This is a genomic window from Azospirillum picis, from assembly GCF_017876115.1.
GTDB classification, from domain to species: Bacteria; Pseudomonadota; Alphaproteobacteria; order Azospirillales; family Azospirillaceae; genus Azospirillum; species Azospirillum picis.
In genome coordinates this window covers 245472-264177 of the sequence record NZ_JAGINO010000003.1, presented here as the reverse complement: position 1 = coordinate 264177, position 18706 = coordinate 245472, and the positions used below count along the sequence as shown (strand labels likewise).

The 18706-nt window shown below is 69.6% G+C and carries 21 protein-coding genes; 7 read left to right on the top strand and 14 right to left on the bottom strand.

What is annotated here, in order from left to right:
- The 6 genes from moaC to J2850_RS06135 form a co-directional block, all read right to left on the bottom strand.
- Positions 1–501: a cyclic pyranopterin monophosphate synthase MoaC gene (gene moaC / locus J2850_RS06160; RefSeq protein WP_209979860.1), complete on the bottom strand. Its 501-nt coding sequence runs from the start codon at positions 499–501 to the stop codon at positions 1–3.
- Positions 498–971, bottom strand: coding sequence for a GNAT family N-acetyltransferase (locus J2850_RS06155; protein WP_209979858.1), 474 nt, complete (start codon positions 969–971; stop codon positions 498–500). Before J2850_RS06155 ends, moaC begins: the two co-directional genes overlap by 4 nt.
- Before the next feature lie 5 nt (positions 972–976).
- Positions 977–1780 (bottom strand): indole-3-glycerol phosphate synthase TrpC, encoded by an 804-nt coding sequence (gene trpC / locus J2850_RS06150; RefSeq protein ID WP_209979856.1) that lies wholly within the window; start codon positions 1778–1780, stop codon positions 977–979.
- Complete coding sequence (trpD, locus tag J2850_RS06145; RefSeq protein WP_209979854.1) at positions 1777–2814, bottom strand: anthranilate phosphoribosyltransferase; 1038 nt, start codon at positions 2812–2814, stop codon at positions 1777–1779. The genes trpC and trpD overlap by 4 nt, the downstream gene beginning before the upstream one ends.
- On the bottom strand, positions 2811–3404 hold the full coding sequence (locus tag J2850_RS06140; RefSeq protein WP_209979852.1) for an anthranilate synthase component II: 594 nt from the start codon (positions 3402–3404) through the stop codon (positions 2811–2813). Before J2850_RS06140 ends, trpD begins: the two co-directional genes overlap by 4 nt.
- A 179-nt stretch (positions 3405–3583) precedes the next feature.
- Positions 3584–4033: an STY0301 family protein gene (locus J2850_RS06135; RefSeq protein WP_209979850.1), complete on the bottom strand. Its 450-nt coding sequence runs from the start codon at positions 4031–4033 to the stop codon at positions 3584–3586.
- A gap of 153 nt (positions 4034–4186) precedes the next feature.
- On the opposite strand from J2850_RS06135, the gene J2850_RS06130 reads away from it, so the two are divergent.
- The 3 genes from J2850_RS06130 to J2850_RS06120 all read left to right on the top strand — a co-directional run bounded on the left by J2850_RS06130 (position 4187) and on the right by J2850_RS06120 (position 5914).
- The gene (locus tag J2850_RS06130; RefSeq protein WP_209979848.1) at positions 4187–5344 is read left to right on the top strand and encodes a divergent polysaccharide deacetylase family protein; all 1158 of its coding nucleotides are present in this window, start codon (positions 4187–4189) and stop codon (positions 5342–5344) included.
- Between the two features lie 24 nt (positions 5345–5368).
- Complete coding sequence (locus J2850_RS06125) at positions 5369–5575, top strand: heavy-metal-associated domain-containing protein (RefSeq protein ID WP_209979846.1); 207 nt, start codon at positions 5369–5371, stop codon at positions 5573–5575.
- 108 nt (positions 5576–5683) lie between these two features.
- A complete protein-coding gene (locus tag J2850_RS06120; RefSeq protein ID WP_209979844.1) occupies positions 5684–5914 on the top strand; it encodes an FmdB family zinc ribbon protein in 231 nt (76 codons plus the stop codon).
- An 11-nt stretch (positions 5915–5925) separates the two neighbouring features.
- Here J2850_RS06120 and J2850_RS06115 read toward each other — a convergent pair whose 3' ends face one another.
- Both J2850_RS06115 and J2850_RS06110 read right to left on the bottom strand, forming a co-directional pair.
- Positions 5926–7953: a tetratricopeptide repeat protein gene (locus J2850_RS06115; protein WP_209979841.1), complete on the bottom strand. Its 2028-nt coding sequence runs from the start codon at positions 7951–7953 to the stop codon at positions 5926–5928.
- 4 nt (positions 7954–7957) lie between these two features.
- On the bottom strand, positions 7958–9955 hold the full coding sequence (locus tag J2850_RS06110) for a lytic transglycosylase domain-containing protein (RefSeq protein WP_211113797.1): 1998 nt from the start codon (positions 9953–9955) through the stop codon (positions 7958–7960).
- Positions 9956–9991: 36 nt separating this feature from the next.
- Between J2850_RS06110 and dapA the strand changes: the two genes are divergently transcribed.
- From dapA to J2850_RS06095, 3 genes are read left to right on the top strand one after another with little or no spacing between them, the layout of a single operon-like run.
- Positions 9992–10867: a 4-hydroxy-tetrahydrodipicolinate synthase gene (gene dapA, locus J2850_RS06105; RefSeq protein WP_209979837.1), complete on the top strand. Its 876-nt coding sequence runs from the start codon at positions 9992–9994 to the stop codon at positions 10865–10867.
- Between the two features lie 30 nt (positions 10868–10897).
- A complete protein-coding gene (gene smpB / locus J2850_RS06100; protein WP_209979835.1) occupies positions 10898–11374 on the top strand; it encodes an SsrA-binding protein SmpB in 477 nt (158 codons plus the stop codon).
- Between the two features lie 4 nt (positions 11375–11378).
- Positions 11379–12401 carry a class I SAM-dependent methyltransferase gene (locus tag J2850_RS06095; RefSeq protein ID WP_209979833.1) on the top strand — a complete coding sequence of 341 codons (1023 nt, stop codon included), beginning with the start codon at positions 11379–11381 and terminating at the stop codon, positions 12399–12401.
- Positions 12402–12433: 32 nt separating this feature from the next.
- Here the strand turns inward: J2850_RS06095 and J2850_RS06090 are convergent, their stop codons facing one another.
- Positions 12434–13417, bottom strand: coding sequence for an aldo/keto reductase (locus tag J2850_RS06090; protein ID WP_209979831.1), 984 nt, complete (start codon positions 13415–13417; stop codon positions 12434–12436).
- 95 nt (positions 13418–13512) lie between these two features.
- Here J2850_RS06090 and J2850_RS06085 point away from each other — a divergent pair, with 95 nt between their 5' ends.
- The gene (locus J2850_RS06085) at positions 13513–14157 is read left to right on the top strand and encodes a TetR/AcrR family transcriptional regulator (protein WP_209979830.1); all 645 of its coding nucleotides are present in this window, start codon (positions 13513–13515) and stop codon (positions 14155–14157) included.
- On the opposite strand, the gene J2850_RS06080 is transcribed toward J2850_RS06085, so the two are convergent.
- The 5 genes from J2850_RS06080 to J2850_RS06060 form a co-directional block, all read right to left on the bottom strand.
- Complete coding sequence (locus J2850_RS06080) at positions 14129–14986, bottom strand: helix-turn-helix transcriptional regulator (protein WP_209979828.1); 858 nt, start codon at positions 14984–14986, stop codon at positions 14129–14131. The two genes, J2850_RS06085 and J2850_RS06080, sit on opposite strands and share 29 nt — an antisense overlap.
- A 32-nt stretch (positions 14987–15018) precedes the next feature.
- The gene (locus tag J2850_RS06075; protein WP_209979827.1) at positions 15019–15570 is read right to left on the bottom strand and encodes a YbhB/YbcL family Raf kinase inhibitor-like protein; all 552 of its coding nucleotides are present in this window, start codon (positions 15568–15570) and stop codon (positions 15019–15021) included.
- A 93-nt stretch (positions 15571–15663) separates the two neighbouring features.
- The gene (hemB, locus tag J2850_RS06070) at positions 15664–16668 is read right to left on the bottom strand and encodes a porphobilinogen synthase (RefSeq protein WP_209979826.1); all 1005 of its coding nucleotides are present in this window, start codon (positions 16666–16668) and stop codon (positions 15664–15666) included.
- 115 nt (positions 16669–16783) lie between these two features.
- A complete protein-coding gene (locus tag J2850_RS06065; RefSeq protein WP_209979825.1) occupies positions 16784–17671 on the bottom strand; it encodes a metallophosphoesterase family protein in 888 nt (295 codons plus the stop codon).
- A 19-nt stretch (positions 17672–17690) separates the two neighbouring features.
- On the bottom strand, positions 17691–18584 hold the full coding sequence (locus J2850_RS06060) for a diacylglycerol/lipid kinase family protein (RefSeq protein WP_209979823.1): 894 nt from the start codon (positions 18582–18584) through the stop codon (positions 17691–17693).
- Positions 18585–18706 lie beyond the last annotated feature (122 nt).

Genomic DNA, 18706 nt, shown 5'->3' with positions numbered 1-18706 from the left:
TCACTCCCCGGCCTGCGTGGCCGGCCCGCCGGCGGCCCATTCGCCGCTCTTGCCGCCGGCCTTGTGCAGCAGGCGGACGCCGGTGATGGTCATGCCGCGGTCGACGGCCTTGCACATGTCGTAGACCGTCAGGGCGGCGACGGTGACGGCGGTCAGCGCCTCCATCTCGACCCCGGTCTGTCCCGTCACCTTGCAGGTGGCGGTCACGTCCACCGCATTGCGGGCGGGATCGCAGCGCAGGTCGACCTTGACCGAGGTCAGCATCAGCGGGTGGCACAGCGGGATCAGGTCCGGCGTACGCTTGGACCCCATGATGCCGGCCAGCCGGGCGACCGACAGCACGTCCCCCTTCTTCACGCCGCCCTGGAGGATCAGCGACAGCGTTTCCGGCTGCATCAGCACGCTGGCCCCGGCCGTCGCGGTGCGCTCCGTCTCCGCCTTGTCGGAAACGTCGACCATCACGGCCTTGCCCTCGGCATCGAAATGGGTGAAGCCGCTCATGCCACGCTCTCCCGCAAGCTTTTTTCCATGAACACGCTGACCTCGTGGTCGGCGTAATCGGCAAACGGACCGCGCGGGGCGAAACCACCCCGGCGGTACAGCGCCAGAGCCTCATGCTGATGGATGCCCGACTCCAGCAGCACGGCCCGAAGCCCCTCGCTCCGCGCCTGCTCCTCCAGCCGGGCCAGCAGCCGCTCGCCGATCCGCCGGCCTCGGGCCGCCGGATCGACATACATGCGCTTGATCTCGCCGTAACCGGCCGGGTCGATGCGCAGCGCCGCGCAGCCGACCGGCCTGCCCTCCATCCGGGCGACGAAAAAGCGGACATCCGGGCCGGAAAGCGCGGCGACATCCAGCAGGCTACAGGTTTCCGCCGGATAGAGGTCGAGCAGGTAGCGGTCCAGCGCCGCGACCAGTGCTGACACCGCCTCCTGGCCGGGATCTTCCGCCGCGACGTCGATGCGGGCCATTGCCCTCACCCCTGGGCGAGCAGGGCGCGCGTCGCGGCTGCGACGTCATCCTGGCGCATCAGCGATTCGCCGACCAGGAAGCAGCGCGCGCCGACCGCGGCCATGCGAGCGAGGTCGGCCGGCGAATAGAGGCCGCTCTCGGCGACCAGCATGCGGTCGGCCGGCATGTTGGCCGCCAGCTCCTCGGTGGTGGCGATATCGACGGCGAGCGTCTTCAGGTTGCGGTTGTTGATGCCCAGCAGCGGACTCTTCAGCAGCAGGGCACGGTCGAGCTCGGCGCGGTCGTGCACCTCGATCAGGACGTCCAGCCCCTGGGCGATCGCCGCGTCCTCGATTTCCGCCGCCTGGGCGTCGGACAGGGAGGCCATGATGATCAGGATGCAGTCGGCGCCCAACGCGCGGGCCTCGGCGATCTGGTAGGGATCGACCATGAAGTCCTTGCGCAGCACCGGCAGGTCGACCGCGGCGCGGGCGGCGACCAGATACTCGTCCCGTCCCTGGAAATAGGGTTCGTCCGTCAGCACGGAGAGGCAGGTCGCCCCGCCTTCGCGATAGGCGCGGGCGAGCGACGGCGGGTCGAAGTCGGCGCGGATCAACCCCTTGGAGGGGCTGGCCTTCTTGATTTCGGCGATCAGGCCGTAGCGGCCGGCATCGACGGCGGCGCGCAGGGAGCGGACGAAGCCGCGCGGCGGATTGGCGGAATTGGCTTCCTTCGCTGCGGCCTCGACCTCCGACAGTGGCCGGACGGCCTTGCGCGCGGCCACCAGCGCACGCTTGTCGTCGTTGATCCGGGTCAGAACGTCGCTCATTCGGCGGGAACCTCGTTGGTGATGGCGACCAGCCGGCGCAGGCGGTCGCGGGCGCCACCGCCGTCGATGGCGTCGGCGGCCATGGCGACGCCATCCTTCAGGGTGTCGGCCCGCCCGGCCACCAGCAGGGCGGCGGCGGCGTTCAGCAGCACGATGTCGCGGTAGGGTCCGCGCACGCCGTCGAACAAGGCATGGATGGCGTCGGCGTTGACCTGGGCATCGCCGCCCTTGAGGTCGTCGATCCGCGACCGCGGCAGGCCGGCATCCTCCGGCACCACCTCGAACACCGTGATCTCGCCCTCCTTGAGCTGGGCGACGGTGGTGGGTCCGGTCGTGGTGATCTCGTCCAGCCCGTCGGAGCCGTGGACGACCCAGGCCGCCTCCGAGCCGAGCCGCTTCAGCACCTGGGCCAGCGGCTCGACCCACTGCCTGGAATAGACGCCCAGCACCTGTCGCTTGGCCGTCGCCGGGTTGGCGAGCGGGCCGAGCAGGTTGAAGATGGTGCGGGTGCCAAGCTCGACCCGCGTCGGGCCGACGTTGCGCATGGCGAGGTGGTGGCGCGGCGCCATCAGGAAGCCGATCCCGGCGTCCCAGAGCGCCTTGCGCACGAGGGCGAAGTCGCAGTCCAGGTTGACGCCGAGCGTGCCGAGCACGTCGGCGGCGCCGGACTTCGACGACATGGCGCGGTTGCCGTGCTTGGCCACCGGCAGGCCGCAGGCCGAGACCACCAGGGCCGCCGCAGTGGAGATGTTGTAGGTGCCCACCCCGTCGCCGCCGGTGCCGCAGGTGTCGATGGTGCCCTCCGGCGCCTCGACGGCGATCGCCTTGGCGCGCATGACGCGGGCGGCGCCGGTGATCTCGTCCACCGTTTCGCCGCGCACGCGCAGCGCCATCAGGAATGCGCCCATCTGCGACGGGGTGGCGTTGCCGGACATGATGATGTCGAAGGCGAAGCCGGCCTCGGTTTCGTCCAGGGCGGCGCCGGTCGCCACTTTGCCCAGGATCGCCTTCATGTCGCTGAGATCGCCGCTCATGCCGCGTTCTCCAGCGGGGAGCGGGTGAGGTCGAGGAAGTTCTTCAGGATCTGGTGGCCGTGCTCGCTCTCGATGCTTTCGGGATGGAACTGCACGCCGTGGATCGGCAACTCGCGGTGGGCCAGCGCCATGATCAGCCCGTCGGCGGTCTCACCGGTCACCTCAAGGCAGGCCGGCAGCGTTGCCCGCTCGACGATCAGCGAATGGTACCGGGTGGCACGGAAGGGGGAAGGCAGGCCGGCCAGCACGCCGCGGCCATCGTGGCGGATGTTGTCGACCTTGCCGTGCATCGGGACCGGGGCGCGCACCACCCGGCCACCGAACGCCTGTCCGATCGACTGGTGGCCCAGGCAGACGCCCATCAGCGGCAGGGCAGCCGCGGCGGCGGCATCGATCAGGCCGAGACAGATGCCGGCGCGGTCGGGGTCGCAGGGGCCGGGGGACAGGACAATGCCGTCGGGGCGGAGCGCCATGGCCTCCTCCACCGTCAGGGCGTCGTTGCGGCGGACCTGCACGTCGGCGCCCAGCTCGCCCAGGTAATGGACGAGGTTGTAGGTAAAGCTGTCGTAATTGTCGATGAGCAGCAGCATGCGCCTTCCGCCTTGTCGTCTGGCCGCCGAATCCGGTTGGACGCGGACCCGGTGGGCCGTTCCGGCCCTGTTCCAACGACGGACACCCTAGCGGCAGAGGGGGCGGATTTCCAGCCTCCGCAGGCCTGCCGCAGCCGTTTCACACGGCAGCCCAGCCGGACCTTTTCGACCGGCATTTTTCAGCGGCAGTCGAGGCGGGGTGGCGACGCCGGATCGTCCAGAACCGTTCCGCGCAGGTCGGTCGCCCGCGTGAGGGTGCAGCGGCGGACGACGCGCGGCAGGTCGGCGGCCAGGGTCGCGGCGGTATCGCGATAGCGGCAGATGACGAACACCTCCTCCCGCCGCGCGCCGTGGAACTCCCAGACCTGCACCAGCGAGCGCGTCCGCCGCAGTTCACGGTCGGGCGGCAGGGCAGGGGGCGAGTCCGCGGCCATCAGGGTCTTGCGGTCGCCTTCGACCAGCGTGACCCCGGCCAGGGCGTGGCTGTCCTTGCCGGCATAGGGCGACCAGCCGCCGGGCGCCTCCGGCTGCGACTGGACCGCCAGCGTCGGCGGGCAGTCCGGCGGCTCCGCCAGCGCCGGCGTCGCGGCGGCAGCCGCGGCCAGGGCCATAACAAAGATCGGGCGCATGAACGGATCCTCCTGCGAAAACCTTGTCCGGACAAGCCTTCCGGGCGCGGCGCGGTAGCGGCATACGAGGGGCTTCCATCGTCTGGGCGGTTGCGGGGCCGCCGCCGGGGTGCCACTGTGCGGCGCTCCGCTCGCAGGATGGACACCGTCACCATGGCCCGCAAGGCGCCTTCGAAAGCCCGCAAGTCTCGCGTTCCGAGCGTTCTCACCAATCCCTTCGTCCTGGCCCTGGCCGCGGTTGCCGCGGTCTTCGCCGTCGCGATGGGCGTCGCCGCGCTGACCGGCGCCTGGCCGGGCGGGGGGGAACGGGCGGCTGTCCAGCAGGCGGCCGTCCAGCACAGCTCAACTCAACCGGCGGCCCCGGCGCCGACCCCACCGGCCCCGGTACCGACTGTGCCGGCGGCGAAGGCCGAGCCCCAGGCACCAGCCCGGCAGTCCGGAGAGGAGCCTGCACCGCTTCCCGCCACCCAGCCGGGAGAAGCGGCGGCCGATCCCCACCTCGCGCAGAAGCCGGCGGCCACGGTCGTCGCGATGCTGCCGCCGCCCGCCCCACCCGCGGTTCCGCCGGTGAAGGCGCCGTCGGGCAATGCCGCCCTGTGGCGCAAGAACGCCCTGCCGTCCAGCCCGCCGCCGGGACGGCCGATGATCGCCATCGTCGTCGACGACATGGGGCTGGACCGCAAGCGTTCGACACGGATGGCCGGCCTGCACGGCCCGCTGACGTTGTCCTGGCTGCCCTACGCCCGCGACCTGCCGGCGCAGGCCAGGGCCGCCCGCGCCAACGGCCACGAATTGATGCTGCACATGCCGATGGAGCCCAGCGTGCACGCCGATCCCGGCCCGAACGCGCTCCTGGTTTCGCTGGACAAGGGCGAGGTCATGCGGCGCTTCCGCGCCGCGCTCGACAGCTTCGACGGCTATGTCGGCGTCAACAACCACATGGGCAGCCGCTTCACCGCCGATAGTGACGCGCTGGCTCCGGTCCTTTCCGAACTGCACAGGCGCGGGCTGCTTTGGCTCGACAGCCGGACGACGCCGCGCAGCGCCGGCCTGCCCATCGCCCAGCAACTCAAGATGCCGTGGATCGGCCGCGATATCTTCCTCGACAACCAGGAAACCGTTGCCGCGGTGCGGGCGCAGCTCGCCAAGGTCGAGCAGCTCGCGAAGCGTCAGGGCTATGCCGTCGCCATCGGCCATCCCCATGATGCGACAATCGATGCCTTGTCGTCCTGGCTGCCGGAGGTGCAGAAACGTGGCTTCGTTCTTGTCCCGGTCAGCGCGGTGGTGGCGGCCCGCCATGCCGGCGGCTGACCGGGATGCAACAGGAGCCGCGATATGGCGGATGCGTACAAGGTTCAAGGAATGACCTGCGGCGGCTGCGCCCGCTCGGTCTCAAACGCCATCACCAAGGCGGCGCCGGACGCCACGGTGACGGTCGACCTCGCCACCGGGACGGTGATGGTCGAGGGGGGAATCCCGGCGGAGGTCGTACGGCAGGCGGTCGAGGACGCCGGGTTCGACTTCGGCGCTCCGCAACGCTGACCGGCGACTTGGTGCGCTGCAACAAATCCATTTGAATATTGCGGGTATTGCGGGATAATCGGCCGGTCGGCTGCCGTGCCGGTCCGGCCTTTCCCATGCGAGATCCCGATGCCGCTTTACTCATACCGCTGCACCGCCTGCAACCACGGTTTCGAGACACTGGTCCGGGTGGGGGAAAGCCCCGCCTGCCCATCCTGCGGCAGCGGGGAGCTTTCACGCCAACTCTCGAACGTGGCGCCGGAGGGTAAGTCTGGCGCCGTGATCCAGGGTGCCCGCCGGCTGGCGGCGAGCAACGGCCATTTCAGCAACTACGCCCGTTCCGAACGGCCCAAAGGCTGACCCTCCCCGCGTTACGCCCCGGACTTCGCAGCAAGTTCCGCACGCCAGCGGTCGAGTGCCGTGCCGGCAGCGGCAAGGGGGTAGCTCCAGTCTCCGGCCACCGTCTGGCGGAACAGCCGGGCCGACGGGTACCAGAGGCTGTCGTCCCGGCCTGCGGTCCAACGCCAGTCGGCTGCGTAGGGAAGCAGGATCCAGGTCGGTCGGCCGAGGGCCGCGGCGAGATGTGCGGTGGAGTTGTCGATGGTCACCACGAGGTCCATCGCCGAGATCAGCGCCGCCAGCCCGTCGATGTCCGACCAGGCGTCGATCCCCGGCTCCAGATGGATCGGCGTACCGGCTGCCGCGACCTCCCCGGCGACATCGCCGTATTGCAGGCTGACCAGCGTCACGTCCGGACGGTTCATCGCCCGCGCCAACAGGGCCAGCGGGATGGACCGCTCGCGGCCGAGCGTGTCGTTCTTGCTCGACCAGGCGATGCCGACGCGCCGGCGGCCGGCGGGCAGGCCATCCGACAGGGCGGCCGTCCGCAGCGGGGCGGCAGCCAGGCAGGACGGCCGGCTTTGGGCGAATGCCTGGCTGCTGCGCCGCATGAACCGGGGCAGGCTGCCTGCCGGGCATTGGGCCGTGATGTCGGGCGCCGTCAGCCGCGGAGCCGGCGGATCCCGGCGCGGCACCACCTCCACCGCCGGCATCCCGCGGCGGAACAACGCCGCCAGCCGCTCGTCGCATTCCAGCACCACGCGCATGCCGTCGGCGGCAAGCTGCGGCAGCAGCGCGGCGTACATCACCTCGTCGCCCAGGCCCTGCTCCCCCCAGACCAGCAGCGTCCCGGCGGACAGGGGGAGTCCGTCCCACCGCGGCTGCGGGAAGGGCCTCGACCGCTCCCGCCCGCCGGAGTCCAGGCACCATCCCAGTTCATAGTCGTCCCACCCCTCGGCGAAACGGCCGAGGGCCAGCAGGATCACAGAACGATTGAAGCGTGCCTGGATGCCGCCGTCGGATGCGGTGTCGCAGGCGCGGGTGAAGCTGTCGAGCGCGTCCTCAAGGCGGTTCTGCCGGTGAAGCACCGTCCCGAGCGTGTTCCAGGCGGCGGAAAGGCGCCCGTCGGCGGCGACCGCCCGGCGTGCGTCGGCTTCGGCGGCGGCGAGGGCGCCGTCCTTGAGCAGGCTGTCGGCGCGGTTGTTCAGGAGGATCGCGTTGTCCGGACGCAGGACCAGGGCACGGCCGTAGGCGGCGGAGGAGGCCGCAAGCCGGCGGAGCCCCTTTTCCAGGTTTCCCTGCTCGTTCCAGGTCCCGGCCCCGACGGGATCCAGTGCCAGGGCGGCGCGGTTGGCGCGATCGGCCCCGGACAGGTCGCCCGCCTCCTTCCGCAGAAGCGCCAGACGGGCGACCGGCTCGGCCCCTTCCGCCCCGGAGAGCACGGCCCGCCGCTGCGCGACGACCGCCCCCGGTTCGCCGGCCGGCCCGCTCGCCGGACCGAGAGGCGACCCGAGAGCCGAAAGCCCGCTCCATGCCCGGGCATGGGCCGGGTCGAGCGCCAGGACCCGCAGGTAGGAGGCGTGGGCCGCCGTCCCATCGCCCTGCGCCTCGCGGAGGAGGGCGAGGTTCATGTGCACCGGCGCCGCGTCGGGAAGCCGACGGGCCAGCACGCCGTAATTTTCCGCCGCCTCGTCCAGCCGGCCGAGATCCTGAAGCAGGCCGGCAGCGTGGAAGCGCCGGTCCGCGGAGTCGGGATCGAGGTCGGCTGCCCGCAGGGCCTCGTCGGCGGCCTCGCCCAACCGGCCCGTCGCCGCCAGGACGCGCGACCGGTTGCCGTGGTAGTCGGCGACGCCGGATCGATTGGCGATGGCGCGGTCGATGCGGTCGAGCGCTGCGGCCAGGTCGCCGCGCATCGCCGCCACCAGCCCCCACAGGTGCAGGGCGTCCGGCTGTTCCGGAACCGCCGCCAGGATGCGGCGATAGAGCGTCTCCGCCTGATCGAGCCGCCCGGCCTCCTGATGGTCGAGCGCCGCGTTCAGGGCTTCGCTCAGGCTCGCCATCGCATCAGCGCCTCAGGTCACGATCGAGATTCGGCTCGGCGCGATCGCCGTTCAACCTGGCCCGGTAGACCTGAACCGCCTCCAGCACCCGCTGGACATAGTTGCGGGTCTCGGAGATCGGGATCAGTTCGATCCAGTCGACCACGTCGATCGCCTCGGTGCGCGGGTCGCCGTAGGTCTGGAGCCATTGCCGCACCCGGTTCGGGCCGGCATTGTAGCCGGCCACCGCCAGCACCCACGACCCGTTGAAGCGGTCGATCAGCTCGGCCAGATAGGCGGACCCGAGCGTGACGTTGTAGCCGGGATCGGCGGTCAGCCGGGCGTTGGTGTGCTTCATGCCCAGCTTGCCGGCGACGAGCTGTGCCGTCGTCGGCATCAGTTGCATCAGCCCGCGCGCGCCGGCCGAGGAGACGATGCGCGGGTTGAAGGTGCTTTCCTGGCGGATGATGCCGTGGATGAGCGCCAGTTCGGGCGCCGCCGGCCGGAAATCCGTCAACGGATAGCCGGCCTCGACGAGGAAGATCTCGTTCTGCGCCGCGTCCTTGGCCGCCGCGACGGCCAAGTCCCGGCGGTCAAGCTGGGTGGCCAGCCGGGCCGCGAGCACGTAGTCGGCCGCCGTCTTGGCATCCAGGCTGATGCGGCGCAGGAAGCTGGTCGCCTGCTCGTCGGCATTCCCGCCGATCTCGCTCAGCAGACGCGCGACGCGCACGACCTCCCGCCTGTCGAAGGCAGCGCTTTCCGATGGAGAGACCGATGGCGGGGCGGGCAGCGTGACGGTGCCGCCCGACACGTGGCGGAAGGCCAACTGGCCGTAGAAGGTGGTCGGGTAGGTCGCCGCCTTGGCGTACCATTCGCCCGCCGGACCGGTCTGGCCGAGCGCCTCGGCCGCCCGGCCGCACCAGTAGGCGCCGCGCGCCTTGCTGATCGGGGCGGAGACCGAGCGGTAGAGCCTGTGGAAATGCGCGAAGGCTTCCGACGGCTTGTCGAGGAAGCGCAGGGCGAGGAAGCCCGAGAGGAATTCGGCGTCGGCGAAGGACGATCCCTCGCTCATGCCGTTGGCGCTGACCAGACGGTAGGCCAGGTTGTAGTCGCCGCGCTCCATCGCGCGGCGCGCCAGCAGATGGCGCTCCGACCACCAGGACTGCGGGCGGCCCATGTCGCTGCCGGCCCTGGCGATGATCTCCAGCGCACCGGCGTCGTCGCCGCGGCGGCGCAGGCTGCGCGCCTGGTCGAACATCAGGCCGGGATCGTCGCGCAGGCCCGGCGGCACGCGCGACAACGCCGCCTCGGCGCCGGTGCTGTCGTTGTCCAGTGCGATCCGCGCCTCGATCAGCGTGTCGTACGCCTCGTCGAAGAACGGAAGCATGCGGCGGACCGGCCCCTCCTGCTTCGCCCACAGCAGCCGGTCGATGCGCGCCTTGTGGTCCTGCTGGCGCAGATAGGGGGTGTAATGGGACAGGAAGGTCGCTTCCTCGTCCGCGGTGAAGCTGCCTTCGGTCCATTGCTTGCGGATCAGCGACGTGGCGCGATCGACGCTGCCGGTGGCGACCAGCGCGTCGGCGTAGCGCACGAAGCCGTCGTTGGTCAGTGGCGGCGCCTGGCGGAACCATTCCACCACCTGGGCCGGCGGCAGGTCGGGCATCGCCATTTCGGCCTGGCGCCGCAGCGCGGCCATGTTGGGCCAGTCGGGATTGTCGCGGATGAAGGCGGCGATCTCGTCGAAGGTGCCGCCGCCGGGAGTTGCGAGCGCCATCCAGCGGACGACCTTCGCCGGCAGCGGATCCTGCGCCTGCGCCGCCCTGGCCAGCGCTTCCGCCACCCGCTCGTCGCCAGCGAGCCTGAAGGCGTCACGGTAGATCGCGACGTCCTGCGGGCTCAGCGCGGCGGCCGGCAGGGCAGTGGCGAGGGAGAGGGGCAGGACCGCGAAAAGCGTAAGGAGACCCGCAAAGACCGGGGTCCGGGCGCTCTTGCCGAGGGAGGCGGGGAGGATTAATGTGCGCAACTCTTTTTTCCAGCTTAGCCGACTGAGGAGGCAGCCATGTTCCACGGTTCCATCGTCGCCCTCTTGACTCCGTTCAAGGGCGGGAAAGTGGACGAGAAAGCCTTCCAGTCCTTCGTCGAGTGGCAGGTTGCCCAGGGCACCCACGGACTTGTCCCCTGCGGCACGACCGGCGAATCGCCGACCCTGTCGCACGAGGAGCACAACCGTGTCGTGGAGCTTTGCATCGAGGCCGCCGGCGGCAAGGTGCCGGTCATGGCCGGTTCCGGCTCCAACTCGACCGAGGAAGCGATCTCGCTGACCCGCCACGCCAAGCAGGCGGGCGCGCAGGCGGCGCTCGTGGTCACGCCCTATTACAACAAGCCGTCGCAGGAAGGTCTGTACCAGCATTTCAAGGCGATCCATGACGCGGTGGACTTGCCGGTCTTTATCTACAACATTCCGGGGCGCAGTGTCGTGGATATGTCCGTGGCGACGATGGCCCGGCTGGCGAAGCTGCCGAACATCGTCGGCGTGAAGGACGCCACCGCCGACCTCGCCCGCCCGTCGCGCCTGCTGCAGGAGGTCGGCCCGGACTTCATCCAGCTCTCGGGCGAGGATGCGACGGCGCTGGCCTTCAACGCCCAGGGCGGGGTCGGCTGCATCTCGGTCACCGCCAACATCGCGCCGGGCCTCTGCTCGGCCATGCAGAACGCCTGGGCGGCGGGCAACCTGAACGAGGCCTACCGCCTGCGCGACGTGCTGACGCCGCTGCATGACTCGATGTTCATCGAGACCAGCCCGGCGCCGGTGAAATATGCCGCCAGCCTGCTCGGCCTCGCCACCGACGAGGTGCGGCTGCCGCTGGTGACGGCGTCCGAGACCGCCCGCGCCGCCGTGCGCGGTGCCATGACCAAAGCCGGGCTGTTGTCGTAATCGGCAACAGGCACCGTTAAGGAGAGAGCATTGTCCGCGCGCGACAACGAAGTGAAGAAGTTCGCGGCCCAGAACCGCCGCGCGCGGTTCGACTATTTCATCGACGACGTCCTGGAGGCCGGCATCATGCTGACCGGGACGGAGGTGAAGTCGCTGCGGGGTGGCCGGTCGAGCATCAACGAGGCCTATGCCGGTCTGCGGGACGGGGAGCTGTACCTGTTCAACGCCTATGTCCCGGAGTACCTGCAGGCCGGCCGCTGGCTCCAGCATGAGCCGAAGCGGCCGCGCAAGCTGCTGGTGCATCGCCGCGAACTGGACAAGATCGCGGCGGGCATCAAGCAGAAGGGCGTGACGCTGGTTCCCATGTCCGTCTACTTCAACGACCGCGGCATCGCCAAGGTCGAGATCGGTCTCGCCACCGGCAAGAAGAAGCACGACAAGCGCGAGAGCGAGAAGGAACGTAGCTGGCAGCGCGACAAGGCGCGGCTGATGCGGGACCGAGGCTGACCCGATGGCCCGTCTCGACAATCGGGCGACCGACCGCGACGCCACCGTCGCGGCGGTCGCCGCCGAAGCGCTGTCCGAAATCAGGCCCCAGGGCCGGATCCTCGTCGCTTTCGACGGGGACGGCGCCATCGCCGAAACGCTGCGCGAGGGCGGTGCGGAGGTGGTGTCGTGGGACCGGCTGGCCGGCGTCGGCCGATCAGCCACCCCCTGGCCGGGGGAGGGTGCCTTCGACGGCGCCGTGCTGCGGCTGCCACGCGGCTGGGCCGGCTTCGGGATGGCGCTGCATGCGCTGGCCTCCCGCCTCGCGCCGGGTGCGCCGCTGTGGATCGCCGGCGGCAACGACGAGGGGATCACCAGCGCGCCGAAGCATTTCGACGGGCTGGTCGGCGGGGCCGATACGCGGATCGTCAAGCGGCGCGCCCGCCTGCTGCAGACCAGACGCAGCGATGCGCCGGCACGCGGCGAGCTGGAGGACTGGCGGCAGACCGTCACGCTGGCCCTGCCGGACCGGGTGCTGGAGCTGGTGTCCTATCCCGGACTGTTCGCCCACGGCCACCTGGATGCCGGCACGGAGTGCCTGCTGCGGGTGCTGCCGGAGGTGGCCGCCGGAACCCGGGTGCTGGATTTCGGCTGCGGTGCCGGCGTGATCGCGCGCGCGGTCCGCGAACGGCAGCCCGACGCTCCGCTGACGCTGCTGGACATCGACGCGGTGGCCCTGCACGCCGCCCGCCAGAACGTGCCGGAGGCCGAGCTGGTGCTGAGCGACGGCCTCGCCGGGCTGGGCAGCCGCGAGCGGTTCGGCCTGATCCTCTCCAACCCGCCGCTTCATCGCGGCAAGGACGAGGATTTCGGCATGCTGGATGCCCTGGTGGCCGGCACCAAGCAGTACCTGAAACTGCGCGGCTCGCTGGTGGCGGTGACGCAGCGGACCGCCGGCGTCGGCAAGCTGTTCAGGACCGCCTTCGGTCATGCCGACATGCTGCTGGAAACGCCGCAGTTCCAGGTGTGGTCGGGAACGCCCAAATAGGCGTTCCCGGATCGGTTCGGATGCAGGGCGGGTCAGACGTTCACGCCCCGCATCCCTTCCGCCGTGTAGCGGTCCCCGGCCGCGGCCCCAGGCGGCAGGGCGTCGGCCAACGCCTTGAGTTCCTCGTCCGTCAGCGCCACCTCCGCCGCCGCGACGTTCTCCTCCAGGTATTTGATCCGCTTGGTGCCGGGGATCGGCAGGATGTCCGGTCCCTGTGCCAGCAGCCAGGCGAGGGCGATCTGGCCGGGGGTGCACCCCTTCCGCGCCGCCAGTGCCTTCACCGCCTCGACCAGCGCCAGGTTGCGGTCCAGGTTGCCCTCGGCGAAGCGAGGCGACATGCGGCGGAAATCGTTCTCCGCGAATTGCTCGCGGCTTGCGACCGCGCCGGTCAGCATGCCGCGGCCGAGCGGCGCATAGGCGACGAGCGAAATGCCGAGGTCCCGGCAAGCCGGCAGCACCGCTTCCTCCATGTCTCGGGTCCATAGCGAATATTCGCTCTGCACCGCGGCGATGGGATGCACGGCATGGGCGCGCCGCAGGGTGGCCGCGGACACCTCCGACAGGCCGAGCGCCCGCACCTTGCCCGCCTTGACCAGGTCGGCCATGGCGCCGACGGTCTCCTCGACCGGTGTTTCCGGATTGAGGCGGTGCGCATAGTAGAGGTCGATGACGTCCACCCCGAGCCGCCTCAGGGACGCCTCGCAGGCCTCCCGGACATAGGCGGCGCTCGTGTCGATCCGCCGGGCGTAGTCGCCGGGCTTGCGGACGATGCCGAACTTGGTGGCAATCGTGACGCGGTCGCGCTTGCCGGCCAGGAAGCGCCCCAGCAGCGTTTCATTGTGGCCGGCGCCGTACATGTCGGACGTGTCGTAATGGGTGACGCCGAGTTCAAGAGCCCGTTCCAGCGTCTGCAGGGATTGGGAATCGTCGGTCGGACCATAGAACTCCGACATTCCCATGCAGCCGAGGCCGATCTCCGCGACCCGCAAAATGTTGCCGATGCTCCGCGATTTCATCGCATTCCCCCTCCCGTACCGCAGCCGGGCACATTACCCTGAGGACTTGCGGCAGCAGTTGCACTACACTGTGCAGTGTACTTGAGGGAATGGAAATGTCAACGGTTCAGGCTGTTCGTGGTTCGGCCAAGCGTGATGCGGTGGTGGTGGCGGCGACCAGCGCCTTCCTGACCCACGGTTACGAGGCCTCGTCCATGGATGCCATCGCTGCCGAGGCCGGGGTTTCGAAGCGCACCGTCTACAACCATTTCCCAGGCAAGCGCGAGCTGTTCCAGGCCGTCGTTTCCGGCCTTTACGAAGGCTTCCACAGCGACGGTGTCCAGACGCTGCGGCAGGACCAGCCGCCCGAACAGGCCTTGCCCGCCTTCCTGCGCTCGCTGCTGGTCCACCTGCGCCGGCCGGAGGTGCGTGGCCTGCTGCGCCTGGTCATCGCCGAACACCAGCGCTTCCCCGAGCTGTCGCAGGATTACCTGGATGGCGGCAAGAGCCATGCCTATGCGCTGCTCGACGCCTATATTGCCGGGCAGCACGCGCAAGGGCGGCTTCATGCACCCGATCCGCACAGCGTGGCGACGCAACTGCTGGGCGGCATCAAGGAGGTGCTGTTCTGGCCGACCATGCTGGGCCTTCCCGTTGCCGCCGACCCGGACCAGGTGATCACGGAGTCGGTGGCGGCGCTGGTCCGTGCACACGGCCGCCCCGACGGGGCGCTCAGCCGTTCCGCATCGCCGAAGGGTTGAGCCCGGCCAATGCCCGGATCCGCCGTGCGAAATGCGAGCGGTTGGCGTAGCCGCAGGCCATCGCCGCTTCCTGCACGCTCACCCCTTCCCGTTCGAGCAGGTCGCGGGCATGGGCCACCCGTTCCTCGGCCAGGAGCCGGCGGACGGAGACGCCGTCTTCGGACAGCCGGCGGCGCAGCGTCCCGGTGCTGAGGTTCAACGCACCGGCGACCGAACACGCGGTCCAGCGGCGCTCCGGATGGGTGCGGATCAACTGCCGCACGGCTTCGGCGGTGCCGGCCGGCGTCAGCGGACCGAGCCACCAGACGCCGTCCTCCAGCAGGGCCAGCAACACCTCCATGCAGCGATGCTCGGCGAGCGTCGGCGAGAGGGGCGGCTCGGCGGCAAGTCCGGCTGCCGCATGATGGATCGCATCGATCAGCACCGGTGTCAGTGGGACGCGCCAATCGGACGGGCGGGGACGCGGAGCCAGCCAGTCGCTGCCATGGGCACGCAGCAGGCGGCGGACCATCCCGGGTGGAAACTCCAGCACGAGGGCGCGGTAACGGCCGCCCCCCGGTTCGTTGACGACGGGTCCGGTCCAGCCCGGCGGCAGCAGCATCGCGGTGCCGGCGGGAAACCGGCGCGTGACGCCGCTGCCGTCGGCAATCTCCTTGACGCCTTCCAGCACGGTGACCAGGGTGGTGCGCTCGATCCGCACCTCTCCCCAGCATTCACGGTCATGGGCGACGAAGGACCACAATTCAGGCCGGTGCGGCCTTTCCTCTGCGCCGGGACGCAGATCTCGGTCGGCGAAGCGTGACAGGCTGGCGAGCAAGTCGGTAATCATGCCCCCCACATTATGGCCGGGAACGAGGGGCCTCAACGCCCATAACGGGCGGTCAGGGTTGCCGTCGCCAGCGTCGCCGCATGCAGGTTGAAGCCGACCATGGCCCCCGATGCGTCCGCCGTAAGCGGCAGTTTGTCGACCGCCAGCGCGTGGACGGTCACGATGTAGCGGTGCGGCCTGTCTCCGCGGGGCGGGCAGGGGCCGCCATAGCCGGTCGTGCCGAAGTCGGTCCTGCTCTGCGTGGCGCCGGCCGGGAGGAGCGGCCGGGTGGGATCGCCGGCCCCGGCCCGCAGCCCGCGGCTGTCGGCGGGCAGGTTGAAGACGACCCAGTGCCACCAGCCGCTGCCCGTCGGCGCGTCGGGATCGTAGATGGTAACCGCCAGACTGCGGGTTCCTTCCGGCGGATCGGACCATGCCAGCGCCGGCGACCGGTTGCCGCCGCTGCAGCCGAAGCCGGTGAGCGTGTTCTCTTGCGGGATCGGCGCGGTCTCGCTGAAATCGGGACTGTGCAGGTCGAAGGCGGCCGCTGGTGCCGCGGCGGCAACGAGCAACGTGGTCAGCAGGAGCCGGCTGTACCGTGTCATCGGATTTTCTCCAGGCAGGGGCGATGACCCGACGATAATGGGGCCGCGGATCGCTCCGCGGCCCCATCCAGCCCAAAGACGGCTCCGAACTGCTCAGCCGTTGCGCAACAGCCTGGCGGCGTCGATTGCGCCGTAGGTCAGGATGGCGTCGCAGCCGGCGCGCTTGAAGCCCATCAGCGTCTCCATCAGCGCCTTTTCGTAGTTCAGCCAGCCGTTGGCCGACGCCGCGCGCAGCATCGCGTATTCGCCCGACACGTGGTAGGCGAAGGTCGGCACGGCGAACGAGTCCTTCACCCGGCGGATGATGTCGAGATACGGCAGGCCCGGCTTCACCATGACCATGTCGGCCCCTTCCTGCAGGTCGCAGGCGACCTCGCGCAGGGCCTCGTCGGTGTTGGCCGGATTCATCTGGTAGGTGGTCTTGTCGCCCTTCAGGAAGCTGCCGGAGTTCACGGCGTCGCGGAACGGCCCGTAGAAGGCGGAGGCATATTTGGCGGCGTATGAGCAGATGCGCACCAGTTGGTGGCCTTCCGCATCCAGCCGGTCGCGGACGGCACCGATGCGACCGTCCATCATGTCGGACGGCGCGACGATGTCGGCGCCGGCCTCGGCCTGCGACAGGGCCTGGCGGACCAGCACCTCGACGGTTTCGTCGTTCTGGATGTAGCCGTCGCGCAGGATGCCGTCATGGCCGTGGCTGGTGTAGGGATCGAGCGCCACGTCACCGAGGATCCCGACATCCGGGGCCGCAGCCTTGACCGCGCGGATGGCGCGGTTCATCAGGTTGTCGGCACGGTATGCCTCGGCCGCATCCTCGGACTTGCCGTCGGACCCGACGACCGGGAACAGGGCGATGCAGGGGATGCCGAGCGACCCGGCCTGCGTCACCGCTTCGCACAGAAGGTCGATGGTCAGGCGCTCCACGCCCGGCATGGACGCGACCGGTTCGCGCCGGTTTTCGCCTTCGATGACGAAGACCGGCCAGATCAGGTCATCGACGGTGAGGGTGTTCTCGGCGACCAGGCGGCGCGTCCAGGCGTCGGCGCGGTTGCGCCGCAGGCGGGTGCGCGGAAAAGAAGCGGGAAGGGAGATCGGCATCGCGAAACCATGCACTTTGTACGAGTGCGGCGATCCTACGCCTTCCCGCGGCATCAACTCAAGCCATGGGGGACCGCCGATCCCCCGGTTGGACGGCGTCTGGCCTGCGCAGGTTTCATGTTCCGGCCCTTGCGGAACCGCCGGTCTTTCCCCAAACCACACCGCTGCCGACTGGGCGGAAGCCGGTGTCCTGGGCCTGGAGCATCCAGCGCTGCTCCTGCTTGCGGTAGGTCGACACCAGCCCGCCGGTGAAGGCCGCACCTTCCCAGGACCGCACCTCGAAGGTGACGAGCGGGTGGTCGACGGTGATCAGGTTGTAGGCGTTGGCTTCGTTGCGCAGCCGAGTGGAGGTGGCGGTGGACGCCTGCGCGACCAGGATCGAGCGTGCGACCTGCGTGTGGAAGCTCATGATGTCGCCTGAATAGGCCTTGTGCAGGTGGCCGGCCAGCAGCAGGTCGACGCCGCAGCTTTCCAGTGCCGGCAGGACCAGCTTGTGCCGTCCCACCAGCCGTGTCTTGGGCAGGTCGGGCGGCGGCAGGAACGGATGGTGCGTGAACAGCACCTTGAAGACCGTATCCGGCATGCCGCAGAACACCTCGCGCACGCGCTCGATCTGCCGGCGGTTCATCCGCCCCTCGGAAAAGTCGGAGATCACCGACCGGACGGTGTTGATCCCCAGCACCGCCACCTCGTCGTCGACATGGAGCGGGCTGAGATCGGTGGTGATGTAGTGGCGGTAATGGCCGAGCGGATTGGTGAATCGCCGGAACACATTGTAAACCGGGATGTCATGGTTTCCCGGTACCACCATGTAGGGAAAGGGAAGTTTCTGAAGGAAGGCACGGGCTTCCTCGAAGTGTCGCCGCTTCGCCCGCTGCACAAGATCGCCGGAGATCACGATCAGGTCGGGGGCCTGGGCGGTGACGTCCGCCAGCAGCCCGTCCACCACGCGCTGGTCGATCCTGCCGAAATGCAGATCCGAAATGTGAGCGAGCCGTTTCACGCCGTCCTCATCCAGTTTCTCAGCTTGGTGCCAGAACCTTCAACGCACCCGGACGAATCCGGTAATGCAGCGGTGCCTCCATCTTCATGATCTCGCCGTCATTGACCATCTTCAGGCGGTGGCGCCGGCTGTGCACGGTCAGGCTGGTGACCGCATAGGTGTCCAGCGCCTCGTCCTGCTTCCAGGAACCCGCGACCAGACGCCCCATCAACCGCAGCAAGGCCAGAGCGTTCCGTTCGCGGGCCACATAGACGCCCAGCTTGCCCGCGTCGAGCGCCTGCCGGGTGAGGACAAGACCGAAGCCGTCGTCATAGACGTTGTTGGAAACGACCAGCATCGGGGTTCGCATCCGCCGGGGGCCGTCGCCCCAGTCGAGCCGCACGTCGAGGGTCGGCAACCGGTAGAGCGTCTTGGCGAAGGCCAAGGCGGCGCCGGGCCATTTCAGCAGCCTGTGCTGCTTGCGCTGGCGTTCGCGCTCCTGCACGACGGTCGGATAGAAGCCGAGAACCGAGCTGTTGGTGTAGGGCTGGCCGTTGACCTCGGCGATGTCGATTGCCCGTACCCGGCCGGCGGCCAGGGCTTCCGCGGCCGCCTCAAGTTCAAGTGGAACATGAAGATCACGGGCCAGAAGGTTGAGCGTCCCCAGCGGAATCACTCCCAGGGTCTTTCCTGTCGGCAACGCCAGCCGCACGGCGCTGTGCAGGGTGCCGTCACCGCCGCCGATCACCACCATCTCGGCATCCGACTCCAGGACCCGCGTGATGGTTTCGACGCATTGCGGCCCGTCGACGGTGTGGAGGTCGATCTCGGCGCCATGCCGCTCGAACGCGGCGCGGATTTTCGCGGTGGCGTCGTCGAGCGGGCGATCGACCAGCGATCCGGCCTGCCGGTTGAGGATGATCCCGATCTTCATGATCCACCACGCGGGTCGGTGCGCGACGAAAGGGGACTCGGCATTGATGGGCTTCCGTGGATGTGCGGGCTGGTTGGTCGTGAGGCAAGGCACGGGATGATGGATGCGAGCTTGGACGCAAC